Source organism: Bacillus sp. 1A (assembly GCF_052682215.1).
In genome coordinates this window covers 6,135,131-6,154,960 of the sequence record NZ_JBQYLZ010000001.1, presented here as the reverse complement: position 1 = coordinate 6,154,960, position 19,830 = coordinate 6,135,131, and the positions used below count along the sequence as shown (strand labels likewise).

21 protein-coding genes and 1 other annotated feature are annotated in these 19,830 nt (G+C 36.2%); of the genes, 17 read left to right on the top strand and 4 right to left on the bottom strand.

Features of this window, described 5'->3' with window-relative positions; genetic code table 11:
* Positions 1 to 66 precede the first annotated feature (66 nt).
* From ACUN0F_RS31515 to ACUN0F_RS31495, 5 genes are all read left to right on the top strand, one after another.
* Positions 67 to 387 carry an MTH1187 family thiamine-binding protein gene (locus ACUN0F_RS31515; RefSeq protein WP_000082897.1) on the top strand — a complete coding sequence of 107 codons (321 nt, stop codon included), beginning with the start codon at positions 67 to 69 and terminating at the stop codon, positions 385 to 387.
* Entirely contained in the window at positions 359 to 1,132 is a 774-nt protein-coding gene (locus ACUN0F_RS31510; RefSeq protein ID WP_001057159.1) for an ABC transporter permease, read from the top strand. The genes ACUN0F_RS31515 and ACUN0F_RS31510 overlap by 29 nt, the downstream gene beginning before the upstream one ends.
* Positions 1,129 to 2,127, top strand: coding sequence for an ABC transporter substrate-binding protein (locus ACUN0F_RS31505; RefSeq protein WP_445540756.1), 999 nt, complete (start codon positions 1,129 to 1,131; stop codon positions 2,125 to 2,127). The genes ACUN0F_RS31510 and ACUN0F_RS31505 overlap by 4 nt, the downstream gene beginning before the upstream one ends.
* Positions 2,124 to 2,873, top strand: a complete 750-nt coding sequence (locus ACUN0F_RS31500; protein ID WP_445540755.1) for an ABC transporter ATP-binding protein — start codon at positions 2,124 to 2,126, stop codon at positions 2,871 to 2,873. The genes ACUN0F_RS31505 and ACUN0F_RS31500 overlap by 4 nt, the downstream gene beginning before the upstream one ends.
* A gap of 395 nt (positions 2,874 to 3,268) precedes the next feature.
* Positions 3,269 to 4,807 carry an ABC-F family ATP-binding cassette domain-containing protein gene (locus tag ACUN0F_RS31495; RefSeq protein WP_445540754.1) on the top strand — a complete coding sequence of 513 codons (1,539 nt, stop codon included), beginning with the start codon at positions 3,269 to 3,271 and terminating at the stop codon, positions 4,805 to 4,807.
* Between the two features lie 452 nt (positions 4,808 to 5,259).
* On the opposite strand, the gene ACUN0F_RS31490 is transcribed toward ACUN0F_RS31495, so the two are convergent.
* Positions 5,260 to 7,284 carry a glycosyl hydrolase family 18 protein gene (locus tag ACUN0F_RS31490; RefSeq protein ID WP_445540753.1) on the bottom strand — a complete coding sequence of 675 codons (2,025 nt, stop codon included), beginning with the start codon at positions 7,282 to 7,284 and terminating at the stop codon, positions 5,260 to 5,262.
* A 521-nt stretch (positions 7,285 to 7,805) separates the two neighbouring features.
* On the opposite strand from ACUN0F_RS31490, the gene ACUN0F_RS31485 reads away from it, so the two are divergent.
* From ACUN0F_RS31485 to ACUN0F_RS31440, 10 genes are all read left to right on the top strand, one after another.
* Positions 7,806 to 8,177, top strand: coding sequence for a DnaJ family domain-containing protein (locus ACUN0F_RS31485; protein WP_046953765.1), 372 nt, complete (start codon positions 7,806 to 7,808; stop codon positions 8,175 to 8,177).
* Between the two features lie 518 nt (positions 8,178 to 8,695).
* Entirely contained in the window at positions 8,696 to 8,824 is a 129-nt protein-coding gene (locus ACUN0F_RS31480; RefSeq protein ID WP_445540752.1) for a hypothetical protein, read from the top strand.
* Positions 8,824 to 9,954: an RNA-guided endonuclease InsQ/TnpB family protein gene (locus tag ACUN0F_RS31475; protein ID WP_445540751.1), complete on the top strand. Its 1,131-nt coding sequence runs from the start codon at positions 8,824 to 8,826 to the stop codon at positions 9,952 to 9,954. The genes ACUN0F_RS31480 and ACUN0F_RS31475 overlap by 1 nt, the downstream gene beginning before the upstream one ends.
* A 148-nt stretch (positions 9,955 to 10,102) precedes the next feature.
* Positions 10,103 to 10,417, top strand: a complete 315-nt coding sequence (locus tag ACUN0F_RS31470; protein WP_445540858.1) for a thioredoxin family protein — start codon at positions 10,103 to 10,105, stop codon at positions 10,415 to 10,417.
* A gap of 13 nt (positions 10,418 to 10,430) precedes the next feature.
* Positions 10,431 to 10,682: a hypothetical protein gene (locus ACUN0F_RS31465; RefSeq protein ID WP_000394367.1), complete on the top strand. Its 252-nt coding sequence runs from the start codon at positions 10,431 to 10,433 to the stop codon at positions 10,680 to 10,682.
* A 125-nt stretch (positions 10,683 to 10,807) separates the two neighbouring features.
* Complete coding sequence (locus ACUN0F_RS31460; protein ID WP_000817984.1) at positions 10,808 to 10,951, top strand: hypothetical protein; 144 nt, start codon at positions 10,808 to 10,810, stop codon at positions 10,949 to 10,951.
* An 80-nt stretch (positions 10,952 to 11,031) separates the two neighbouring features.
* Positions 11,032 to 11,613, top strand: a complete 582-nt coding sequence (locus ACUN0F_RS31455) for a TetR/AcrR family transcriptional regulator (protein ID WP_046953708.1) — start codon at positions 11,032 to 11,034, stop codon at positions 11,611 to 11,613.
* Positions 11,614 to 11,679: 66 nt separating this feature from the next.
* Positions 11,680 to 12,897, top strand: coding sequence for an MFS transporter (locus tag ACUN0F_RS31450; RefSeq protein WP_000992565.1), 1,218 nt, complete (start codon positions 11,680 to 11,682; stop codon positions 12,895 to 12,897).
* A gap of 71 nt (positions 12,898 to 12,968) precedes the next feature.
* The gene (locus ACUN0F_RS31445; protein WP_079998515.1) at positions 12,969 to 13,220 is read left to right on the top strand and encodes a helix-turn-helix transcriptional regulator; all 252 of its coding nucleotides are present in this window, start codon (positions 12,969 to 12,971) and stop codon (positions 13,218 to 13,220) included.
* A 12-nt stretch (positions 13,221 to 13,232) separates the two neighbouring features.
* Entirely contained in the window at positions 13,233 to 13,625 is a 393-nt protein-coding gene (locus ACUN0F_RS31440; RefSeq protein ID WP_000514015.1) for a hypothetical protein, read from the top strand.
* A 44-nt stretch (positions 13,626 to 13,669) separates the two neighbouring features.
* Here the strand turns inward: ACUN0F_RS31440 and ACUN0F_RS31435 are convergent, their stop codons facing one another.
* Together ACUN0F_RS31435 and ACUN0F_RS31430 are read right to left on the bottom strand one after the other, a co-directional pair.
* On the bottom strand, positions 13,670 to 14,953 hold the full coding sequence (locus ACUN0F_RS31435; protein ID WP_172555418.1) for an MFS transporter: 1,284 nt from the start codon (positions 14,951 to 14,953) through the stop codon (positions 13,670 to 13,672).
* A gap of 108 nt (positions 14,954 to 15,061) precedes the next feature.
* A complete protein-coding gene (locus tag ACUN0F_RS31430; protein WP_445540750.1) occupies positions 15,062 to 16,375 on the bottom strand; it encodes an alkaline phosphatase family protein in 1,314 nt (437 codons plus the stop codon).
* Between the two features lie 154 nt (positions 16,376 to 16,529).
* Between ACUN0F_RS31430 and ACUN0F_RS31425 the strand changes: the two genes are divergently transcribed.
* Positions 16,530 to 16,823, top strand: coding sequence for a YesK-like family protein (locus tag ACUN0F_RS31425; RefSeq protein ID WP_046953705.1), 294 nt, complete (start codon positions 16,530 to 16,532; stop codon positions 16,821 to 16,823).
* A 93-nt stretch (positions 16,824 to 16,916) separates the two neighbouring features.
* Positions 16,917 to 17,123 (top strand) — a binding site (T-box leader).
* Between the two features lie 46 nt (positions 17,124 to 17,169).
* Positions 17,170 to 18,600 carry a proline--tRNA ligase gene (gene proS / locus ACUN0F_RS31420; protein WP_327974292.1) on the top strand — a complete coding sequence of 477 codons (1,431 nt, stop codon included), beginning with the start codon at positions 17,170 to 17,172 and terminating at the stop codon, positions 18,598 to 18,600.
* Between the two features lie 114 nt (positions 18,601 to 18,714).
* Here proS and ACUN0F_RS31415 read toward each other — a convergent pair whose 3' ends face one another.
* Positions 18,715 to 19,827, bottom strand: coding sequence for an LPXTG cell wall anchor domain-containing protein (locus tag ACUN0F_RS31415; RefSeq protein WP_445540749.1), 1,113 nt, complete (start codon positions 19,825 to 19,827; stop codon positions 18,715 to 18,717).
* Positions 19,828 to 19,830: the final 3 nt, after the last annotated feature.

The window sequence follows — 19,830 nt, the reverse complement described above, 5'->3', positions numbered from 1 at the left end:
GCTTTCCTACGCAGTAGGAAAGCCTTTTCTTGTTTTAATATTTCATTTTATAAGGGGGATTTTACTATGTCACAACAAGTTACAATTTCATTTTCAGTAGTACCACAAGCGAAGAACAAAGATGTGTATTCTGTTGTTGATAAAGCAATTGAGGTTGTACAACAATCGGGAGTTCGTTATGAAGTAGGGGCAATGGAAACAACGCTGGAAGGAGAATTAGATGTACTTCTTGATATCATTAAACGTGCGCAACAAGCTTGTGTGGATGCTGGAGCAGAAGAAGTGATTACTTCTATTAAAATCCATTATCGTCCAAGCACTGGTGTAACGATAGATGAAAAGGTTTGGAAGTACCGTGATGAATATGCAAAACCAGAAGCAATCTAAAATAATTACAACAATTTGGCTTATCCTTCTCATAGCGATATGGGAAGGATCTGTTTCATTATTTAAAATTGAACCGTGGATTTTACCGAAGCCTTCTGCCATTGTTCAAGAATTAATTGGAATGAAAGATTTACTATTACCGAATACGATGCAAACGTTACAAGAGGTTCTAATCGGACTGTTTTTTGCGATTTTAATTGGGACAAGTATTGCAATTATTATGGATGTTATCCCTTTATTTCGTATTTTAATAAATCCGTTGCTTGTTATTTCGCAAACGATTCCAATCGTTGTACTTGCACCGTTATTTATTATTTGGTTTGGATATGGAATGCTACCGAAAGTAATGGTAGTAATACTCGTTTGTTTCTTCCCGATTGCGCTTAGCATTTTAGAAGGTTTTCAAACGGTAGATAAAAATATGTTGAAGTTGTTGCAAACGATGAAGGCAACGAAATGGCAAGTTTACCAGAAAGTAAAGTTTCCAGCAGTGCTGCCATACTTTTTCTCAGGTTTAAAAATTGCAGTTACATATAGCGTAATGGGAGCAATTATTGGGGAATGGCTCGGTGCAAGCGAAGGATTAGGGGTTATGCTTACAAGGGCTACAAAATCCTTTTTAACAGCCCGAGTATTTGGTGTGGCAGCAATTATTGTTATGGTGACATTATGTCTGTATTTTATCGTGGAGTTTATGGCAAGAATAACAGCACCATGGATATATAGAAAGGACGGCAGAAAATGAAAAAAGGTTTAAAAGTTATGTTGGCTGCCTTATTAGCAGTAGGTGTGGCTGGATGTAATCCGGCGAAGAAAGAAGAAAGTGCAAGTAAAGATCAAAAAGTAAAAGTAGTATTAGATTGGTTTCCGAATACGAATCATACTGGCCTATATGTAGCGCAAGCGAAAGATTATTATAAAAAGCAAGGATTAGATGTAGAAATTATTCAGCCAGGTGATAATGTGACAGCGGAGCAAATGATAGCTTCCGGAAAAGCTGACTTCGCAATAAGCGCACAAGAAAATGTAACGTTGGCTCGTGTGGAAGGTATTCCTGTTGTATCTGTAGGGGCAATCATTCAACATAACACTTCAGCTTTTGCATCACTTAAAAAAGATAATATGACGTCACCAAAAGATTTTGAAGGTAAACGTTACGGCGGCTGGGGAGGACCAGCAGAAGAAGCAACGTTGAAGACAATCATGGAGAAGCATCAAGCTGATTTTAATAAAGTTGAAAAAATCATCTTAGGACAAACAGATTTCTTTAAATCAATCGGTCGTGATGCAGACTTTGAATGGATATATTACGGATGGGATGGAATTGAAGCGAAGCGCCAAGGAAAAGAGTTACATACGATTATGGTGAAAGACTTAGACCCAGCGCTTGATTTCTATAGTCCTGTTATTATTACGAGTGAAAAACATACGAAGCAAGATAAAGACTTTGTGAAAAAGTTTATGAGTGCAACGACAGAAGGTTATAATTTTGCAATTAAAGAACCGAAAGAAGCTGCTGATATTTTAATTAAAGCAGTTCCAGATGTGAATAAAGAATTAGTACAAGAAAGTCAAAAATGGTTAAGTACGAAGTATCAAGATGATGCAAAAGCGTGGGGAGTACAGAAGGAAGAAGTTTGGACGAATTACATGAATTTCTTATATGATAACAAAGTTATTAAGAAGAAAATTGATGTGAAAGATGCCTTTACAAATGAGTTCCTTCCAAGTGAAAAATGAGTGGATTACAAATAAAAGAGATTGTAAAAGCTTTTGATGGAAAGAATGTATTAGCAAATATTAGTGCTTCTATACGAGAGGGAGAGTTCGTTTCCTTTGTAGGACCGAGTGGTTGCGGGAAAAGCACATTATTAAATATGATTGCAAATGTTGAAAAACCAACAAGTGGGAATGTAACGTATAAGGATACGCACGTACAAGAGCAAGATGTTATAAGTTATATGCCGCAACAAGATTTATTACTACCGTGGCGATCAGCTTTGCAAAATATAGTGTTGCCATTGGAAATTGAAGGTAAACCGAAAAAACAAAGGCTAACAGAAGGAATGGAAGCATTAAAGCAGTTTCAGCTAGATGAATATGCAGACCATTATCCAGATGAATTGTCTGGTGGTATGCGTCAAAGGATTAGTTTTCTGCGCACATATTTATGTGAAAAGCCAATTATGCTACTTGATGAGCCTTTTGGAAAATTAGATGCCTTTACAAAAATGGAAGTACATAGTTGGCTTTTAAACTCTTGGCACCAAGAGAAGCAAACAATCGTTATGGTTACACATGACTTAGATGAGGCAATCTTACTTTCGGATCGCGTATTTATTTTATCTCAAAGACCAGCATCAATAGTTGGAGAGGTACAAGTGAAATTACCTAGACCAAGAACGATGGATATGTTAACATCACTTGAGTTAAAGAAGGATAAGGAAGAAATTCTGAGAGTATTAGCTCCTTATATGAAAAAATAGAAAAAGCTCTTACCAGATTTAAATATAATCGCTGGTAAGAGCTTTTTTTTATAGAACATGAAAAGAATGAGAAGGAACAAAAGAAAAAATAGAGAATAGAATATAACAGAGTAGTTTATACTCTTAATATAACAAATGTTAAAGGAGTGAAAGGATAAAATGACTTTATCAACTGTTCTTCAAATGGTTTTAGCTTGATATGGGAGAAGTCTGCCCATTTTTAACAATTAAGCTAAATTGAAGACAGCAGGTAAAGAACCTTAATCCTTTTTTACGATAATATGTAATGGGTAAGGTGTATTCACCTTACCCATTTTTTATATGCACAATTAAATAAGGCTTTTTACTGTTGCTCTCTATTTAGCTTATGAATCATAAGTAGAGGAGAGAAAAAAATGAGTATATTAACAGTAGAAAATTTAAGTCATTCGTATGGTGAGAAAACCATTTTATATAATGCTTGTTTTCGACTATTAAAGGGCGAGCATGTTGGGTTAGTTGGGAAAAATGGAATTGGAAAATCAACATTGTTAAGGATTTTAACAGGAGAACTTATACATGATGACGGAAATATTGAATGGTTTCCACATGTGAAGGTAGGTTTTTTACAGCAGCATATGGATTTACAAGAGGGGATAACAATTGAAGGATACTTACAAAGTGCATTTTCTAATTTGTATGGGATTGAATGCGAAATGTTAAAAATTGCTGAAGAAATGAATGGAGCAGGAGAAGTAGAAAAACTGTTAGTAAAGTATGGAGAATTACAAACTATATTGGAAAGCTCTAATTTCTATCAAATTCATACAGAAATTGAAGAAGTAGCAATCGGTTTAGGTTTATTTGAAATAGGGTTGAAAAAGGATGTTTCAAAGTTAAGTGGAGGACAGCGAACAAAGTTATTACTTGGGGAGCTTCTTTTAGAAAAAGCTGATGTTTTATTGCTAGATGAGCCAACAAATTATTTAGATACAGCCCATATAGAATGGTTGCAATCGTATTTGAGACTGTATGAAAAAGCTTATGTGATCATTTCGCATGACGAAGTATTTTTGAACAGTATTACGAATGTTATTTATCATCTAGAAGAACGGAAAGTGAAGCGATACGTAGGAAATTATGAAAAATTTGTGCAAAGCTATCAATTGCAAAGGAAACAATTACAATCGGCGCATGCGAAACAGCAAAAAGAAATTGCTCAGTTAGAAACATTTATTCAAAAAAATAAAATTCGAAAAGCGAAACAGGCCAAAAGTCGAGAGAAAGTATTGGAGAAAATGCAAAGGGTTGAAAAGGTTAATCATGTACCTCGATCCCGTTTTGATTTCAATGTTTATGAGGAGCCAGTTAGTCGCATATTACAGGCTGAAAAACTAAGGATAGGATATAGTTCTCCGTTATGTCCAGAATTGAATTTGCAAGTGAAAAAAGGAGAAAAGATAGCGATTGTTGGTCATAATGGAATTGGAAAAACGACAATGTTAAAAACGTTATTAGGTCAAATAAAGCCGTTAAGCGGTTCAATTTCTGTTGGAGAACGAGTAAATCCTGCTTATTTTGCGCAGGAAGAGTTTGCTTCAGAAACAACACCATTAGAAAAAGTTTGGGCAGAACGACCAGATATGACAAAGAAAGAAGTACGCCAAGCATTAGCAAAGTGTGGATTGAAAGAAGAACATGTATTAAAACCTATTCGTTTATTAAGCGGCGGGGAACAAACGAAAGTACGTTTATGTGAACTTATCGTAACGAAAAGCAATGTTTTAATTTTAGATGAACCGACTAATCATTTGGATATAGAAACAAAGAAGTCTTTGCAGGAAGCGTTACAACAATATAAAGGAACAGTTTTACTTGTCTCACATGAGCCTTCTTTCTATGAAGCATGGATAACAAAAGTATGGAATATAGAAGAATGGGACGCTGAACGATAGGAATAAAGAAAAGGCACTAGCTTGTATAAGCTAATGCCTTTTCTTTGTGATTAACATGATTTTCGAGAACTCTTACATGAGAATTGTATGAAGAAGCACTCTTATGGTGCGCTTATAAGCGTGCTTTTTCTTATGTTATGTTTATATTTAGATGCCTTTCCCTAATAGGCGACTATCTTTCTTTATATATATAGATAGTTTGAAGTGGAATAAAAATAATTCCTATATGTAAAGGATAATGTGATTAGTATAGGAAGACAATAGAACTTAAAGGAAATTCATGTAAAATTCAGATGAACTTCACATGAACTTCATATTATAAACTAAATATAATTATAATAGGTTATTGTAATATCAATTTGTGATTTTTCATAAAATTAAAAGTTTGAATTTAGGATAGAGCACTCAAAACTAAATTCAAACTTTAGTGAAATAATTAATGGAGGTTACGTTTAGTTTTCGCTAATAGATGCATTTAAAAGTTCGGCAGGATTGCCTGTTCCTGCCCCTCCGATTGTAACGGATCCACCAGGAGGAATTTCACCATTCCATCCTGCATTCGTAATTACGTAATGATTATTTATTTTACTACTAATTTTAGAATCCCAAACTTGTGTTAAATTGCCGTTATAATCAAATTCTAATTTCCAGTTTTTAATAGAGGTCGTTCCACTATTTTTAATTACAATCGAGAAGTTGTAACCACTTCCCCAATTTGAAGTGACTGAAAAGGTAGCATTCCCATTTCCAGCAGGAGGTGTTGTGTTAGTATCGTCTGTTTTTACAATAATAGAAGTAGGCTGTGATTTATTCCCAGCAGCATCCTTTGCTATTACTGAAAATGTGTATTCTGTATTAGATTTTAAGTTTTTAATTGTAATGCTATTTGTTGTCGTGACCCATTTCTCTTCTCCGGCAGTAATTTCATATTCCGTAACTCCTACGTTATCAGTAGATGCAGTCCAGTTTAATTGAACGGAGTTTGAATTTTTATTTGTAACAGCAATGTTTTTTACGTTTGTTGGTGATTCAGTATCTTTTTGAGTAATAGGTTCACCAAGTAACTCTTTTACTAACGTATCAAGTAATTTAGGTCCACTACAACTATATTTTGGACTTGTACGGCAATCCCCGCTTAGCTCCCAAAACATTGCGCCACTTAAACCCTTTGTTTTTATATAGTCTGTTTTATATTTCATAGATTCGCTGTCATCATAGCTAATAAACGTTCCTGTAGTTGCATTATATAAATAAGGTACTTTCGCCACATCGTTCCATCCGCGAACAAAACCATTTTTATTAACATAATTAGCTGCTAAATCACCATAATCGTACACACCTGTGTCACCGGTAGAATGATCATCCCAAGTACCTTTAGAAGCGAGCTTTCCGTCACTACCTGGTTTACAAGGTTGGTATTGCCCATTATTTTCTTTTCCACAATTTTTCCATCCACGTCCGTAAAAAGGTACACCTAATACGAGTTTATCCGCTGGAACCCCTTCATTTGTATAAATGTCTATCGCACCATCTACATAAAATTTTGTATCCGCTGCTGGGTCATTTGGATCTTTGTATAGTGCTGCATTATGGTTAGAAGTAGCTTCCCATCCACCGTGGAAATCATATGTCATAATATTAATCCAATCAAGTATTTGAGAGATCTTCTTTAGCTCTGTATGATCCGCATAACGTTGGCTTGCACCTGATGCGATTGTTAGTAAATATTGTTTCCCATCTTCTGCAGTAGCTTTCGTTAATGCATTTCGAACATCTTGAAGGAGTAGGGTGAAGTTTTGCTTATCTTCAGGACGATAACTACCACCAGGAATCGTTTCAACGCCCGGATATTCCCAATCTAAATCAACGCCGTCAAATCCATATTCACGAAGAAAAGCTACTGTAGATTCAGCGAATACTTTTCTTGTTTTTTCATCAGCTGCCATATCAGAAAAGCGGTTAGACCAAGTCCAGCCACCAACTGAAATAATTGTTTTTAAGTGAGGATACTTAGCTTTTAATCGTTTCAGTTCTCCGAAATTTCCACAACGGGCGTATTTATCACAATCTTCCCAAGTTGTACCTGATCCCGGATAAGATTTTGTGACATCAGCCCATGGTTCACCGAGTACGAGAGTGCCATTAGGAACCTCTTTATTTTGCAGTGGTACACCAGACTCTTTACAGTTCCACGTTTGTTTATTTGGATTATCGGGGTGAGTAGAAGGGTTTCCATGTTTTCCATTCCAGCAAATATCAGCGAAAGCATAGTTTAAATGAGTTAGCTTTGATGCATCAATGTCTGCAACTTGATAATTACGTCCGTAAATGCCCCATGAAGGAAAATACCCAACAATTTTTTGACCTTGCTTTGGTGAATCTGCTAATGCAACATTTGGAGTAATAAAGTTTGTGAGAAAAAGAGGTAAGAAGAGTAGTAGGGATAGTAATAGCAGTGTGAATTTTTTGGAGCTCATAGTCATTTCTCCTTTCAAAATAAAAGATATATTTAAAGGCATGCGCCAGTAAACCAAAGTGAATCTAGACGTATGAAACGTCTAGATAAAGTGAAACTTTAATCAGTGGGGGCTTCATCCCCCACTGATTATCAGCCCTCACCAATCGGACTTTAATGGGCAGTTGCTCCCCCACCTAATTTCTTTGCTTTCGCTAAATTTTGAGGTGTGGGTCTTACTGCCCATTAAAGCGGGATAAAAATGATCAGACATCACGAAGTCTATACAAGGGAGCTGGGGGTGATTAAATCGTAGCAAATGTAAGATTTAGTGTAAACGCTTTATTTGATTTGAAAAGATTTTCTCAATATGAAATGGCTCTAACACAGACTACACATGGAAATAAAATATTGATTAGGGAGGAAAAGGCTCCTTGTAATTAAATTTGAGAAAAAATTGTATGAATTCAATTTGTAATAGCGTAGCAAGATGAGAAAATATCATGTAAAATAATAGTAAAAATATGTAAAGGAGCGAATGGTGTGGATGTCTTTTTGAACATTGCTGAAGAAAAAATTCGACAAGCAATACGGAATGGAGACCTTGATCATATTCCGGGAAAAGGAAAACCACTACAATTAGAAGACCTTTCAATGGTACCTCCAGAACTTAGAATGAGTTATAAAATCTTAAAAAATGCGGGTATGATTCCACCAGAAATGGAACTACAAAAAGATATATTAAAAATAGAAGACTTAATTGCATGCTGTTATGATGAAGTAGAGAGAAAAGAATTACAAGAAGAGTTAACGGCAAAAACGCTGCGTTTTCAGCAGGTAATGGAAAAGAGAAAGATTAAAGACAGTTCGGCATTTCGTATGTATCAAGATAAGGTATTTCATAAATTATGTTAAGAGGGTAACTAACTGTTACGATTTATTTAACCAATTATAACGAAAGTTAATTAAATATATCAGTAAGCCCTGCTAGTCAAGTGATTGGCTAGTAGTGAGGGTTAACTGCGGACAATCCCTAAAGCTGATTGAACTACAACGTGGCTAGAAATGGCGAGCGTGAATGTCGCGAAAGCAGAAAAAATCAATCAGATGGTGCAAGGTTAAATCCTAAACACTAGAACAATGGGTCTTCCGCCTCGAATCATCTAAGTCAAAATGGATAAGATGAACGTTCAACGACTATCTCGTATAACTGATGAGAGTACACCACAAGCCTATGGTGGTGGAAAAATCCTCTATCTCTAAAGAGATAAACATATAGTCTGCGCTCATGTGAAAACATGAGAAGTTCATAAGAGAACTGGCTAAGGAATTGCGCCCTTAGTTGAACAAGATAAATTTTATTAAATCTATCAAACTTCATTGAAAATACCGAACGTACGTGCTATGTTTGGTTCAATGGGGTGAGAATAATAATGAAATTTTCACGAGTTAGTCAAGTATCAGAATTAACAGGTTTGTATCCTAGTAGTCTTAAGAGAATGCTGGTGGAACACGCTACTATTCAGAAGAACAAATCTTTCATTAAAGGAGTTACATTCTGATGATATTGGCGAAGAAAGTTAGATTGATTCCAACGCCTGAACAAGAAAAAGTGCTTAGAAACCATGCAGGTGCTGCAAGATTCGCTTATAACTATTGTAAAAGAATGAGTGATAGATATTATAAGCTATTTGGAAAATCTGTTTCACAGTTAGCTTTACAGAAACGATTTACAAAGATCAAGAAGCGAAAGAGATATGAGTGGTTAAAAGACATTAATGCACAAGTTCCCAAACAGGCTTCAAAAGATTTTGATAAGGCGAGAAAAAATTCGTTCAAAAAGTACAAAAATGGTTATCACACTTCTTATAAATCCAAAAAAGATTTAATCCAAGGATTTTATGCCAATTATGAAAGACTGACTATAGGAAAGAAAGTAGTTCATATTCAGTCTATTGGAGAAGTGAAAACAAGCCAGCAACTACCAAGAAACAAAAAGCCATCCAATCCAAGAGTTACCTTTGATGGTCGTCATTGGTGGATTAGTGTAGGGTTCCAAGAAGACTTTGAATTACAAGAATTAACGAATGAGTCGATTGGTGTGGATGTTGGTTTAAAAGAGCTGTTTGTAGCTTCTAATGGTACGAAAGAACGAAATATAAACAAAGATACCAAGGTTAAAAAACTTTTGAAAAGGAAAAAGTCAGCGCAAAGAGATATGTCTAGGAGATTTAAAAAAGGTGTAAAAATTCAATCTGCCGGATATGAAAAAGCGAAAACTGAGCACCTGCGGTTATCTAGGAAAATTATGAATATCCGAAATAACCATATCCATCAAGCAACAGCTAAATTGGTGAAAACCAAACCAATGAGGATTGTTGTGGAAGACTTACCTATCTCAAACCTGTTAAAAAACAAAAAACTATCGAAAGCATTTTCATTTCAAAAATTACACTTCTTCTTTCAATGTTTGTCATACAAGTGCGAGAAGTACGGCATTGAATATGTAAAGGCTGATAAATGGTTCGCTTCAAGCAAGATTTGTTCATGTTGCGGCGTTAAATACGACCATTCAGTTCAACCAGAAGGACAGTGGAGTTTAAAAATACGTGAGTGGCGTTGTGTTCCATGCAATAGCCATCACGATAGGGATGTAAATGCATCGATAAATTTATCAAGATGGGTAAAATAAATGCTTGATAATAGGAGGTAACGATACTGCCTCGTGTGGAGTGTTATACCCCTCATCCCTTTGGGGCTGCGAGAACACGATGAAGCACTAACTTGTGTAAATTTGATTGAATTGTATAGATTTAGTTAAGTTTATCGTATCGGATAAGATGAATAAATTTGAAACGATAGAAGAATTAGCGACATATATTGAAGGACAACAATTAGTACTGCTGTTTATTAAAACGGAAAATTGTGGTGTTTGTGATGTTATGTTAAGAAAAGTAAATTGCGTATTAGAGAATTATGATTACGTAGAGAAAGTAGAAATATTACTACAAGACATGCAAGAGATCGCGGGGCGATATGCAGTATTTACAGGGCCAACAGTTTTATTATTTTATAATGGAAAAGAGATCCTTCGTGAATCGCGCTTCATTTCACTTGAAAATTTAGAGAGAACCATTCAATTATTCGAAGATTAAGGGAGGCTTTTATATGGAATTTATTATTGTCATACTATTATTTGTTGTAGTTGGAACGATCGTAACAGCAGTTCGATCAAACAAAAAGAAGGTAAATCTTACGAAACAAAATAACATTCATAATTCATCTAACAACTCATCACCATTATTTTTCTTTGCTGGATCTGATAATGATAGCTCGCATGGAGGTTCACATGATTGTGGAGGATCTTTCGGTGGAGATAGCGGAGGCAGCTGTGATGGCGGCGGAGGTGGCGGTGATTGATGAAAATGCGCCTTATATAGGCGTATTTCTTTTTAAACAAACGTTTGATTAGTTGGCTTACATATGCATAAAAACAGTTAAACAAACGTTTGATTAATATTTTTAACGTACTAAGGGGAATAGAAATGAAAAGGGAACCGAAAGTGAAAAATAAGGGGAAAGTAGTGTTATTTTTATTAGCGGCGGGAGGCGTATTTCTTGTTAAATTAGGATTTAAAATTGGAATAATACATATGATTCGAACGTGGTTTGAAAGTACGTTTTCTTAAATAAGGAATATAGCCTCTTGTAATAGAGGTTTTTAATTTGTTATTATTAGACTGAACGGTCGGTTTAAAGAGGTGTAAATATGAGAAGAAGTGCAGAAGAGATAAAGAAAGAAATTGCATATAAAGCAGAAAGTCTGTTTTCACAGAAGGGTTATGCAGCTACATCTATGGAAGAGATTTGTGAAATTACAGAGCGAAGTAAAGGAAGCATTTATTATCACTTTAAAAGTAAAGAAGAATTATTTTTATTTGTAGTAAAACAGCATACGTATGATTGGCTTGAAAAATGGAGTGAAAAAGAGAAGTTGTATAGTACGAATACTGAAAAACTATATGGTCTCGCGGAATATCATGTCGAGGACATACAGCAACCAATTTCAAATGCAATAGAGGAATTCTCTATGAGCCAAGTTGTAAGTAAAGAGATTTTGGATGAACTATTGGCTTTAACTAGAGAATCATATGTTATGTTTGAGAAACTAATTGAAGCAGGTATACAGTCTGGAGAGTTTCGTGAAGATAATACGCGCGACCTTATGTATATTGTGAATGGATTATTATCAGGGCTTGGAGTACTTTACTACGAGTTAGATTATAAAGAGCTGCAACGTATTTATAAAAAGGCAATAGATGTATTGTTAAAAGGAATGGCAGCTGAATAATAAGTCAGTTGCTTTTCTTACAAAATAAATTAGACCGAACGGTCGGTTTATGAAAGGGGAATGAAAATGAACGCTTTATTTAAAAACCGAGCATTTATGCTCGTTATGGCATCTGATATTTTACAACAATTTGCAATTTGGATCAGAAATATGGCTCTTTTATATTTCATAATGGAACGAACGAATAATGATCCAGTTTCCGTTTCATTGTTATCGGTTATGGAATATGCACCTATTTTTATTTTTTCGTTTATCGGTGGTGCGCTAGCTGATCGCTGGAATCCGAAAAGAACGATGGTTGCTGGAGATGTATTAAGCGTACTGTCTATTATAGGGATTGTCTTGTTGTTAAAGCTGGATTATTGGCAGGCTATATTTTTTGCAACACTCATTTCCGCGATTGTAGGCCAATTTTCTCAGCCATCATCTTCGCGTATATTTAAGCGCTACGTAAAAGAAGAGCAGGTAGCAAATGCGATTGCATTTAACCAAACATTACAGTCATTATTTATGATTTTTGGACCAGTGGTAGGATCGCTTGTGTATACACAACTTGGTTTATTTACGTCACTATATAGCTTAATCATTTTATTTTTGTTATCTGCTATTGCTCTTTCGTTTTTACCAAAATGGGTGGAACAAGAGCAAGTGACGAGAGGTTCATTAAAAAATGATATAAAAGAAGGATGGAAATACGTTCTTCATACGAAAAATTTACGTATGATTACGATCACTTTCACCGTTATGGGCTTAGCTGTTGGACTGACGAATCCATTAGAGGTATTTCTTGTAATAGAGCGCCTTGGAATGGAAAAGGAAGCAGTTCAATATTTAGCCGCAGCTGATGGGATAGGTATGTTAATCGGTGGTATTGTTGCTGCAGTTTTCGCTTCAAAAGTGAACCCGAAAAAGATGTTTGTATTCGGTATGAGCATATTAGCAATGTCATTTTTAGTAGAAGGGCTATCTACATCATTTTGGATTACTAGTTTCATGAGGTTTGGAACAGGTATTTGTTTAGCTTGTGTTAATATCGTTGTCGGTACGCTTATGATTCAACTTGTACCAGAAAATATGATTGGAAGAGTAAATGGAACAATTTTACCACTGTTTATGGGGGCAATGTTAATCGGAACTTCACTAGCTGGAGGATTGAAGGAGATGACCTCACTAGTTACTGTATTTTGTATAGCAATGTCACTTATTTTGTTAGCAATAGGTCCGGTTTTACGTATGCAAATAAAGAAAGAAGATATTGTGAATCGAGAGGAAATGACGAATTGATTAGTTTCGAAATAGCTATTGTAAGGGAGCAGAATTGCTCCTTTTTCTTGTGGCAATCTTTTGACAATGACATGCCCCAACTATATACTGATGATGTAAAAACGATTTTACAGGTTAGGAGAAATGGTGTGAAAAATCAAATCTATGAATTACGCACTGAAAACAATATTTCACAAGGTGCATTGGCTGATAAGTGTAAAGTTTCTAGACAGACGATAAATGCAATTGAGAATAATAAATATGATCCAAGCTTAGCGTTAGCATTCCGTTTAGCTGAAGTATTAGGAACAACTGTTGATAAACTATTTTTGTTCAAGCTGTAGGGGGAGTAGTTGTTGGGGAAAGAGAAAATAAGCCTTGTAGTTACGGCATTAGTAGCTATAAGTACGTTAGTGTTTGCACTTTATTATTGGTTAACTGAACTTCAAGTAAACTGGTATGCACTATTTATTTGTAGCATCGCATTACATTATATGTTTAAAAGTTTGGCATCGCATAATGTGGAAGGGACAACGGAAGAGAAAGAAGATGTAGAAAAACATGTATTAAAAACAAGTGCAAATGTTACGTATTATGTACTTGTTGTATTAATTTTTGGTTTGTTTTTCGCATCGGTAGGTTTTAATAAATGGATTGATTTTCATAACATACCGCTTTTGTTTGCGTTATGCGCTGCGATAGTTGTAAAGCCGGCTGTAGAATTTTTAATTGTAAGACGTTATCGCTAAAAATAAAGAAAAGATCCTCTTCTCATGAGAAGAGGATCTTTTTCTTATAGCGTTTTAGTTTTTGGATTAGGTGGTGTAACGGATGTATCATTTTCGGGAACTCTAGTTAGTAAGAATCCACCGATAACGAACAGTACAATAATACTAAGGACACCAGCGTTGGTTTTTCCTGTTAATTGCGTTGTAACACCGACTAATACTGGACCCATAATTGCCGCGAATTTACCAAAGATATTATAAAATCCGAAGAATTCGTTTGCAGATTCTTTTGGTACTAGTTTTGCAAAATAGGAACGACTAAGTGCTTGAATACCACCTTGAGAAGTGGCAACTAACATTGCTAAAATCCAGAAATCGAGTGTCGTTTTTAAGAAATAAGCATATATGCAGATAATGATATAAATAATAATACCGACGTATAGCATTTTTTTACCTGTAAATGTTTCTGATAACTTTCCGTATAATAAGGCGAATGGACAAGCAACAATTTGTGTGACAAATAAGATGATTAATAGATTCGTTGCACTAATACCGAGATCTGTTCCGTAAGCGGTAGACATAGTAATAATTGTATCGACCCCGTCAATGTAGAAGAAGTAAGCGATTAGGAACATAAATACAGTTTTATATTCTTTAATATTTTTAAAAGTATCAGCAAGGCGTTTGAAGCTCATTGCAATTGGTCTTGGATGACGTTCAATATAATGTGTTTGCTCTACATTTTTTAGCATTGGAATTGTAAATAATCCCCACCAAAGAGCTGTTATTGCGAACGAAATTTGACTAGCAATGCCGACTGATAAAGGGATAGTTCCTTTTTGAGCAAGAATAATAAGAGCGATACAACCGATAAAAGGAATTGTGCTCCCAATATAACCTAATGCAAAGCCTCTTGTAGAAATTCGGTCCATTCTATCTTTAGAGGTAACATCTACTAAAAATGCATCATAAAAAATGTTTGCTCCCGCAAAACCGACTAATGCGAGCATGTAGCAGCCTAGTAATAAGTACCACTGAGATGTTGGGACGACTGCTAGCATACTTGTAAATACGATACCGAGTCCAAAGAAGAATGTGAAAAATCGTTTTTTAAATCCTTTATAATCAGCAACTGTGCCGAGAATAGGAGCAAGTATAGAAATTAAAAGTGTAGCGAAAGAGTTTGCATATCCCCAATATGCCGTTGAAGTTGCACCAGATAGTCCGGCTTCTTTTGCAGCTGCTTTAAAGTAAATTGGAAATAATGCAGTTGTAATGACGAGCGAATATACCGAATTCGCCCAATCGTATAATATCCAGCTTTTTTCTTGTCTGGACATTTTTTTCATATAATGTTCCCCCTTAAATTTGTTCTATTAACAGTGTACAAAAATAAAAATTATAAAAAGAGAAACAGTGATGATTTTTACATAACTTTTACATATATACACGGTTCTTTACAATTGAAGTAAATCCTCTACAATTAATCCGTCTGTTTCACCTAAGTGTAAACCGAGTAGTCTAGCGATAGTTGGGCCTTCATCAATAAGTCTCATGTACGGAATGGTAACGCCGCTTTTTATTCCTTTCCCAGCAGCGATAAAAATTGTTTCATAGTTAGGTTTTGTTGGAGAGTATCCATGCGTACCAAATGTATATTTTTTACTAGGCGTAACATCTTTTTCAGTAATTTCTTTTATAAAATCGCCTGTATAGTTTTCAGTGAAATAATATCCTTCTTGTGCTTCCAACATAAATAAACAATTACCATCTGCACCGCAGTCTTTTGCAGCTTCATCATGAAGCATAAATTCAATACCGTTTTGTTTATTTAGAAGTAACTCTTCAAGTAGTAGTTGTACTTTTCGAATTGTATCTGTATCATTTTTGTCCTTCACATATACATAGGCAGAGCCGTCGCAACTTTGGCAATAGACCTTCCAGTCTACTAATTTTCCTTTTGAATTTATAGATATAAGCCCATTTTGATGAAATAGTACATTTAATTGAATGGCTTTGTTTTCATTTAAGGCGCTATGATCACCGAGAGCGATAATTGTACTTTCTTCGTATAGGTCACTGTCTTTTAAAGCTTGAATAATTTTTCCTAGCCGTTCATCATGTCTATGAATTGCGGCTATTGTTTCGTTAGATTCAAAGCCGTGATAGTGTCTTTGAGTGTCTAAATCGGTGAAATGTACAAACATGACATTAGGCTTCTTCGTCTGGATTGTATGCACAGCAGAAGCAAGTACGAAATCATCGAGTTCAGGTTGTGACAGTCCATTTCGTATATGGCCGAAGCGCTGATTTAAATCTAATTGATATAGCGGGCTACCGCTAAATAATGAAACTAAAATTTGATTTTGCCACGGTCTATTTGGAAAAATTTCAGGTAAATTGTAATCAATATTTGCTCTGCCGGTAACAGGCCATAGAAGGGCAGCTGTCGTTAAATTTGCTTTACGTGCTTCATCGTATAACGTTGTTCCTTTAATGGATTTTCGGTACCAATGCCAATCTGGTGACTCACGTCCAGGTTGAAGTAACGTATTGCTAACTACGCCATGTTTATTAGGATAGTTTCCAGTAACGATTGTTGAGTGGCTTGGATATGTTACAGAAGGATAAATAGGTTCAACTTTTTTCGCAATCGCGCCCTTGTTTATTAATGTTTGGAAATTAGGAAGTTTTTGTAATATAGGAAAATCTAAAGCTGATAAGCAATCGAAAGATAAAATAATGACATGATTTGTTAATGCTTTATCCATAAAGTTCCCTCCTGATTATATAAAACCTATTCTTATATATTACTATTAATACCTAGTAATAAAAATATATTTCTAGGTAAAAATTTATTATTTATTTTCAGAAAAATTAAACATATAATTAAGTATAAGGAAATGAATGAAAGGAGGGAATACTATGGATTGGCTAGATGGATTTAGTATCTTTTACATCATTGGCGGAATTACGATTATCCTTGTATTTGCTATTTCGTATTTACTAAAGAAACGGTTTCCAAACAAACAGTTCGATATTATATTTGCACTTAGTTTAATACTTCTTTGCTTAGCATCCTTTCCCGTTACAATGATGGTGATTGGTGGATGGGAAGGAATGGGATATGGATTTATTGGTTTCTTCGTTCTACTTGGTACACTTATCGGTATGATTGCACATCAACTTGTAAAAATCACGAGAAAAAGCTACGTATAAAACTGCACAAAATGAAAAGAATATATAAAAATGAGAAAATTAGCTATTGTTTTAAAAAAGAATTTATATTATGATAATCAACAAATTTATTTCGTTATAACGATGAAAAAGGACTAGTACATGTTCAACCTTTTTAGCAGAGAGAGAATCCGTCAGGCTGAAAGATTCTTAAAAAGGCGATATGGAACCTACCTTTGCGTTCTGCATATGCAGCGGGAATTTCCCGTTATCAAAAAGAGAGCATGCGCAATTTTTGTGCATGAATCAGGGTGGTAACGCCGGCAAAGCTCGGTCCCTATTTAGGGACACGGGCTTTTTTGTATTTTCAAAAGGAGGAAGACTGACTATGGCAAAAGAACAAGTACAAGCGATTACGAAGATGGAAGAGGACTTTGCACAGTGGTACACAGATATTGTAAAAAAAGCAGAACTTGTTGATTATTCAAGTGTAAAAGGATGTATGATTCTACGCCCGTACGGTTATGCCTTATGGGAAAATATGCAGAAAGTTATGGATGAGAAGTTAAAAGCAACTGGTCATGAAAATGTGTATATGCCAATGTTTATTCCAGAAAGTTTATTGCAAAAAGAGAAGGATCATGTAGAAGGATTTGCTCCTGAAGTAGCATGGGTGACACATGGCGGGGATGAAAAGTTAGCGGAGAGACTTTGTGTACGCCCTACATCTGAAACTTTATTTTGTGAGCATTTTTCAAAAATTGTGCAATCCTATAATGATTTGCCAAAGCTATATAATCAGTGGTGTTCAGTAGTTCGTTGGGAGAAAACAACGAGACCATTCCTTCGTACAACGGAATTCTTATGGCAAGAGGGTCATACAATTCATGAAACAGCAGAAGAATCGCAAGCTGAAACGTTACATATTTTAAATCTATATGCGTCTTTCTGTGAAGATTACTTAGCGATACCAGTAATTAAAGGGCAAAAAACAGAAAAAGAAAAGTTTGCGGGAGCAAAGGCAACTTATACGATCGAAAGTTTAATGCATGATGGGAAAGCACTTCAAACAGGAACATCCCATAACTTCGGAACGAATTTCTCTGAAGCATTTGATATTAAATTTTTAGACCGCAACGGTAAGTGGCAATATGTACACCAAACATCTTGGGGTGTATCAACAAGAATGATAGGTGGGCTTATTATGGTTCATAGCGATAATAATGGTCTTGTAATGCCTCCTAAAGTCGCACCAGTGCAAGTTGTTATTGTACCAATTGCGCAGCATAAAGAAGGAGTTTTAGCGAAAGCAACAGAGTTACAAGAACATATTCAAAAGGTTGCACGAGTAAAAATAGATGCTAGTAATAAAACACCAGGCTGGAAATTTAATGAGTATGAAATGAAGGGCATTCCAATTCGATTAGAAGTTGGTCCTAAAGATATTGAAAAGAATCAAGTTGTACTTGTTAGAAGAGATACGAAAGAAAAAGAATTTATATCAATGGATCAATTAGAAAAACGTATTCCAGCACTACTTGAGGAAATTCATAATTCTTTATTTAATAAGGCAAAAGTATTTCGCGATGAGAATACGTATAGTGCGACGAATTTCGAAGAGATGAAAAAAGCAGCTGATGAAAAGCAAGGGTTTATTAAGGCGATGTGGTGTGGAGAACTAGCTTGTGAAGAGAAATTAAAAGAAGAAGTTGGAGTATCTTCACGTTGTATGCCTTTTGAGCAAGAACATTTAGCTGACGAATGTATTTGTTGTGGTAAAGAAGCTAAACAAATGGTGTATTGGGGAAAAGCGTATTAATGCTTTTTTGATAGATGATAAAAAGGACTTTGGGCTGCATAATAAAATGCAATCCAAATTCCTTTTTAGTTTTGCAATTTGTTTCATGTATGTTTTAGATGGAAGGATGTGTTTTTATTTTGCGTTTTTACGGCGAATAAATAGTAACATACCGATTAGGAATGTTGAAAGTCCCATTAAAATAGATGCAGGATAATGTGTTGCAGTATTTGGTAACTTATCGCCTTGTTTTTTTGCGTTATCTTTTACGTTACCACCTTGAGAGCCATTTCCTCCCTGAGAACTGCTATCGCCTTTAACACGGTTACCACCTTGAGAGCCACTTCCCCCTTGAGAACTGCTATCGCCTTTAACACGATTTCCGCTTTGAGAGCCACTGCCATCAGAACCGCTACCACCGGAACCATTGCCGCCCGAGCCGTTACCACCAGAACCATTGCCGCCCGAGCCACTGCCATCAGAACCGCTACCACCGGAACCATTGCCTTGAGAGCCACTGCCGCCCGAGCCGTTGCCACCAGAACCATTGTCATCAGAACCATTGCCGCCCGAGCCACTGCCATCAGAACCGCTACCACCGGAACCATTGCCTTGAGAGCCACTGCCGCCCGAGCCGTTGCCACCAGAACCGTTACCACCGGAACCATTGCCGCCGGAACCACTGCCACCAGAGCCGTTGCCACCAGAACCATTGTCATCAGAACCATTGCCGCCCGAGCCACTGCCATCAGAACCGCTACCACCGGAACCATTGCCTTGAGAGCCACTGCCGCCCGAGCCGTTGCCACCAGAACCGTTACCACCGGAACCATTGCTGCCGGAACCACTGCCACCAGAGCCGTTGCCACCAGAACCATTGTCACCAGAACCATTGCCGCCTGAACCACTGCCATCAGAACCGTTGCCGCTAGAGCCGTTACCACCAGAACCACTGCCATCAGAACCGTTGCCGCCAGAGCCATTGCCACCAGAACCGTTACCACCGGAACTGTTGCCACCAGAACCGTTACCGCCAGAACCGTTACCACCGGAACCACTATCGTCCTGAGAACCATTGTTTCCTGGTGGTTTATTATTATCTTTTGAGTTGCCTTCTGCTAAATGATCGTTATTTTGTACAATTGCGTTTGTTGCTGGAGAGAAGTTTTCCGTTGCTGCATTACCAATATTTAAACCGCTAAAAAAAGATAAAGAGAGTGTTGATGCTAAAATGAAGATTTTCGTCATTGT

What these genes read in the sequence shown, in the direction of transcription:
- ACUN0F_RS31475 (WP_445540751.1), top strand. Translation starts at nt 8,824, where the DNA reads ATGATATTGGCGAAGAAAGTTAGATTGATTCCAACGCCTGAACAAGAA.
- ACUN0F_RS31435 (WP_172555418.1), bottom strand. Translation starts at nt 14,953, where the DNA reads ATGAAAAAAATGTCCAGACAAGAAAAAAGCTGGATATTATACGATTGG.
- ACUN0F_RS31430 (WP_445540750.1), bottom strand. Translation starts at nt 16,375, where the DNA reads ATGGATAAAGCATTAACAAATCATGTCATTATTTTATCTTTCGATTGC.
- ACUN0F_RS31470 (WP_445540858.1), top strand. Translation starts at nt 10,103, where the DNA reads ATGAATAAATTTGAAACGATAGAAGAATTAGCGACATATATTGAAGGA.
- ACUN0F_RS31465 (WP_000394367.1), top strand. Translation starts at nt 10,431, where the DNA reads ATGGAATTTATTATTGTCATACTATTATTTGTTGTAGTTGGAACGATC.
- ACUN0F_RS31495 (WP_445540754.1), top strand. Translation starts at nt 3,269, where the DNA reads ATGAGTATATTAACAGTAGAAAATTTAAGTCATTCGTATGGTGAGAAA.
- ACUN0F_RS31515 (WP_000082897.1), top strand. Translation starts at nt 67, where the DNA reads ATGTCACAACAAGTTACAATTTCATTTTCAGTAGTACCACAAGCGAAG.
- ACUN0F_RS31505 (WP_445540756.1), top strand. Translation starts at nt 1,129, where the DNA reads ATGAAAAAAGGTTTAAAAGTTATGTTGGCTGCCTTATTAGCAGTAGGT.
- ACUN0F_RS31455 (WP_046953708.1), top strand. Translation starts at nt 11,032, where the DNA reads ATGAGAAGAAGTGCAGAAGAGATAAAGAAAGAAATTGCATATAAAGCA.
- ACUN0F_RS31425 (WP_046953705.1), top strand. Translation starts at nt 16,530, where the DNA reads ATGGATTGGCTAGATGGATTTAGTATCTTTTACATCATTGGCGGAATT.
- ACUN0F_RS31445 (WP_079998515.1), top strand. Translation starts at nt 12,969, where the DNA reads ATGCCCCAACTATATACTGATGATGTAAAAACGATTTTACAGGTTAGG.
- ACUN0F_RS31510 (WP_001057159.1), top strand. Translation starts at nt 359, where the DNA reads ATGAATATGCAAAACCAGAAGCAATCTAAAATAATTACAACAATTTGG.
- ACUN0F_RS31460 (WP_000817984.1), top strand. Translation starts at nt 10,808, where the DNA reads ATGAAAAGGGAACCGAAAGTGAAAAATAAGGGGAAAGTAGTGTTATTT.
- ACUN0F_RS31480 (WP_445540752.1), top strand. Translation starts at nt 8,696, where the DNA reads ATGAAATTTTCACGAGTTAGTCAAGTATCAGAATTAACAGGTTTGTAT.
- ACUN0F_RS31500 (WP_445540755.1), top strand. Translation starts at nt 2,124, where the DNA reads ATGAGTGGATTACAAATAAAAGAGATTGTAAAAGCTTTTGATGGAAAG.
- ACUN0F_RS31490 (WP_445540753.1), bottom strand. Translation starts at nt 7,284, where the DNA reads ATGAGCTCCAAAAAATTCACACTGCTATTACTATCCCTACTACTCTTC.
- ACUN0F_RS31450 (WP_000992565.1), top strand. Translation starts at nt 11,680, where the DNA reads ATGAACGCTTTATTTAAAAACCGAGCATTTATGCTCGTTATGGCATCT.
- ACUN0F_RS31415 (WP_445540749.1), bottom strand. Translation starts at nt 19,827, where the DNA reads ATGACGAAAATCTTCATTTTAGCATCAACACTCTCTTTATCTTTTTTT.
- proS (WP_327974292.1), top strand. Translation starts at nt 17,170, where the DNA reads ATGGCAAAAGAACAAGTACAAGCGATTACGAAGATGGAAGAGGACTTT.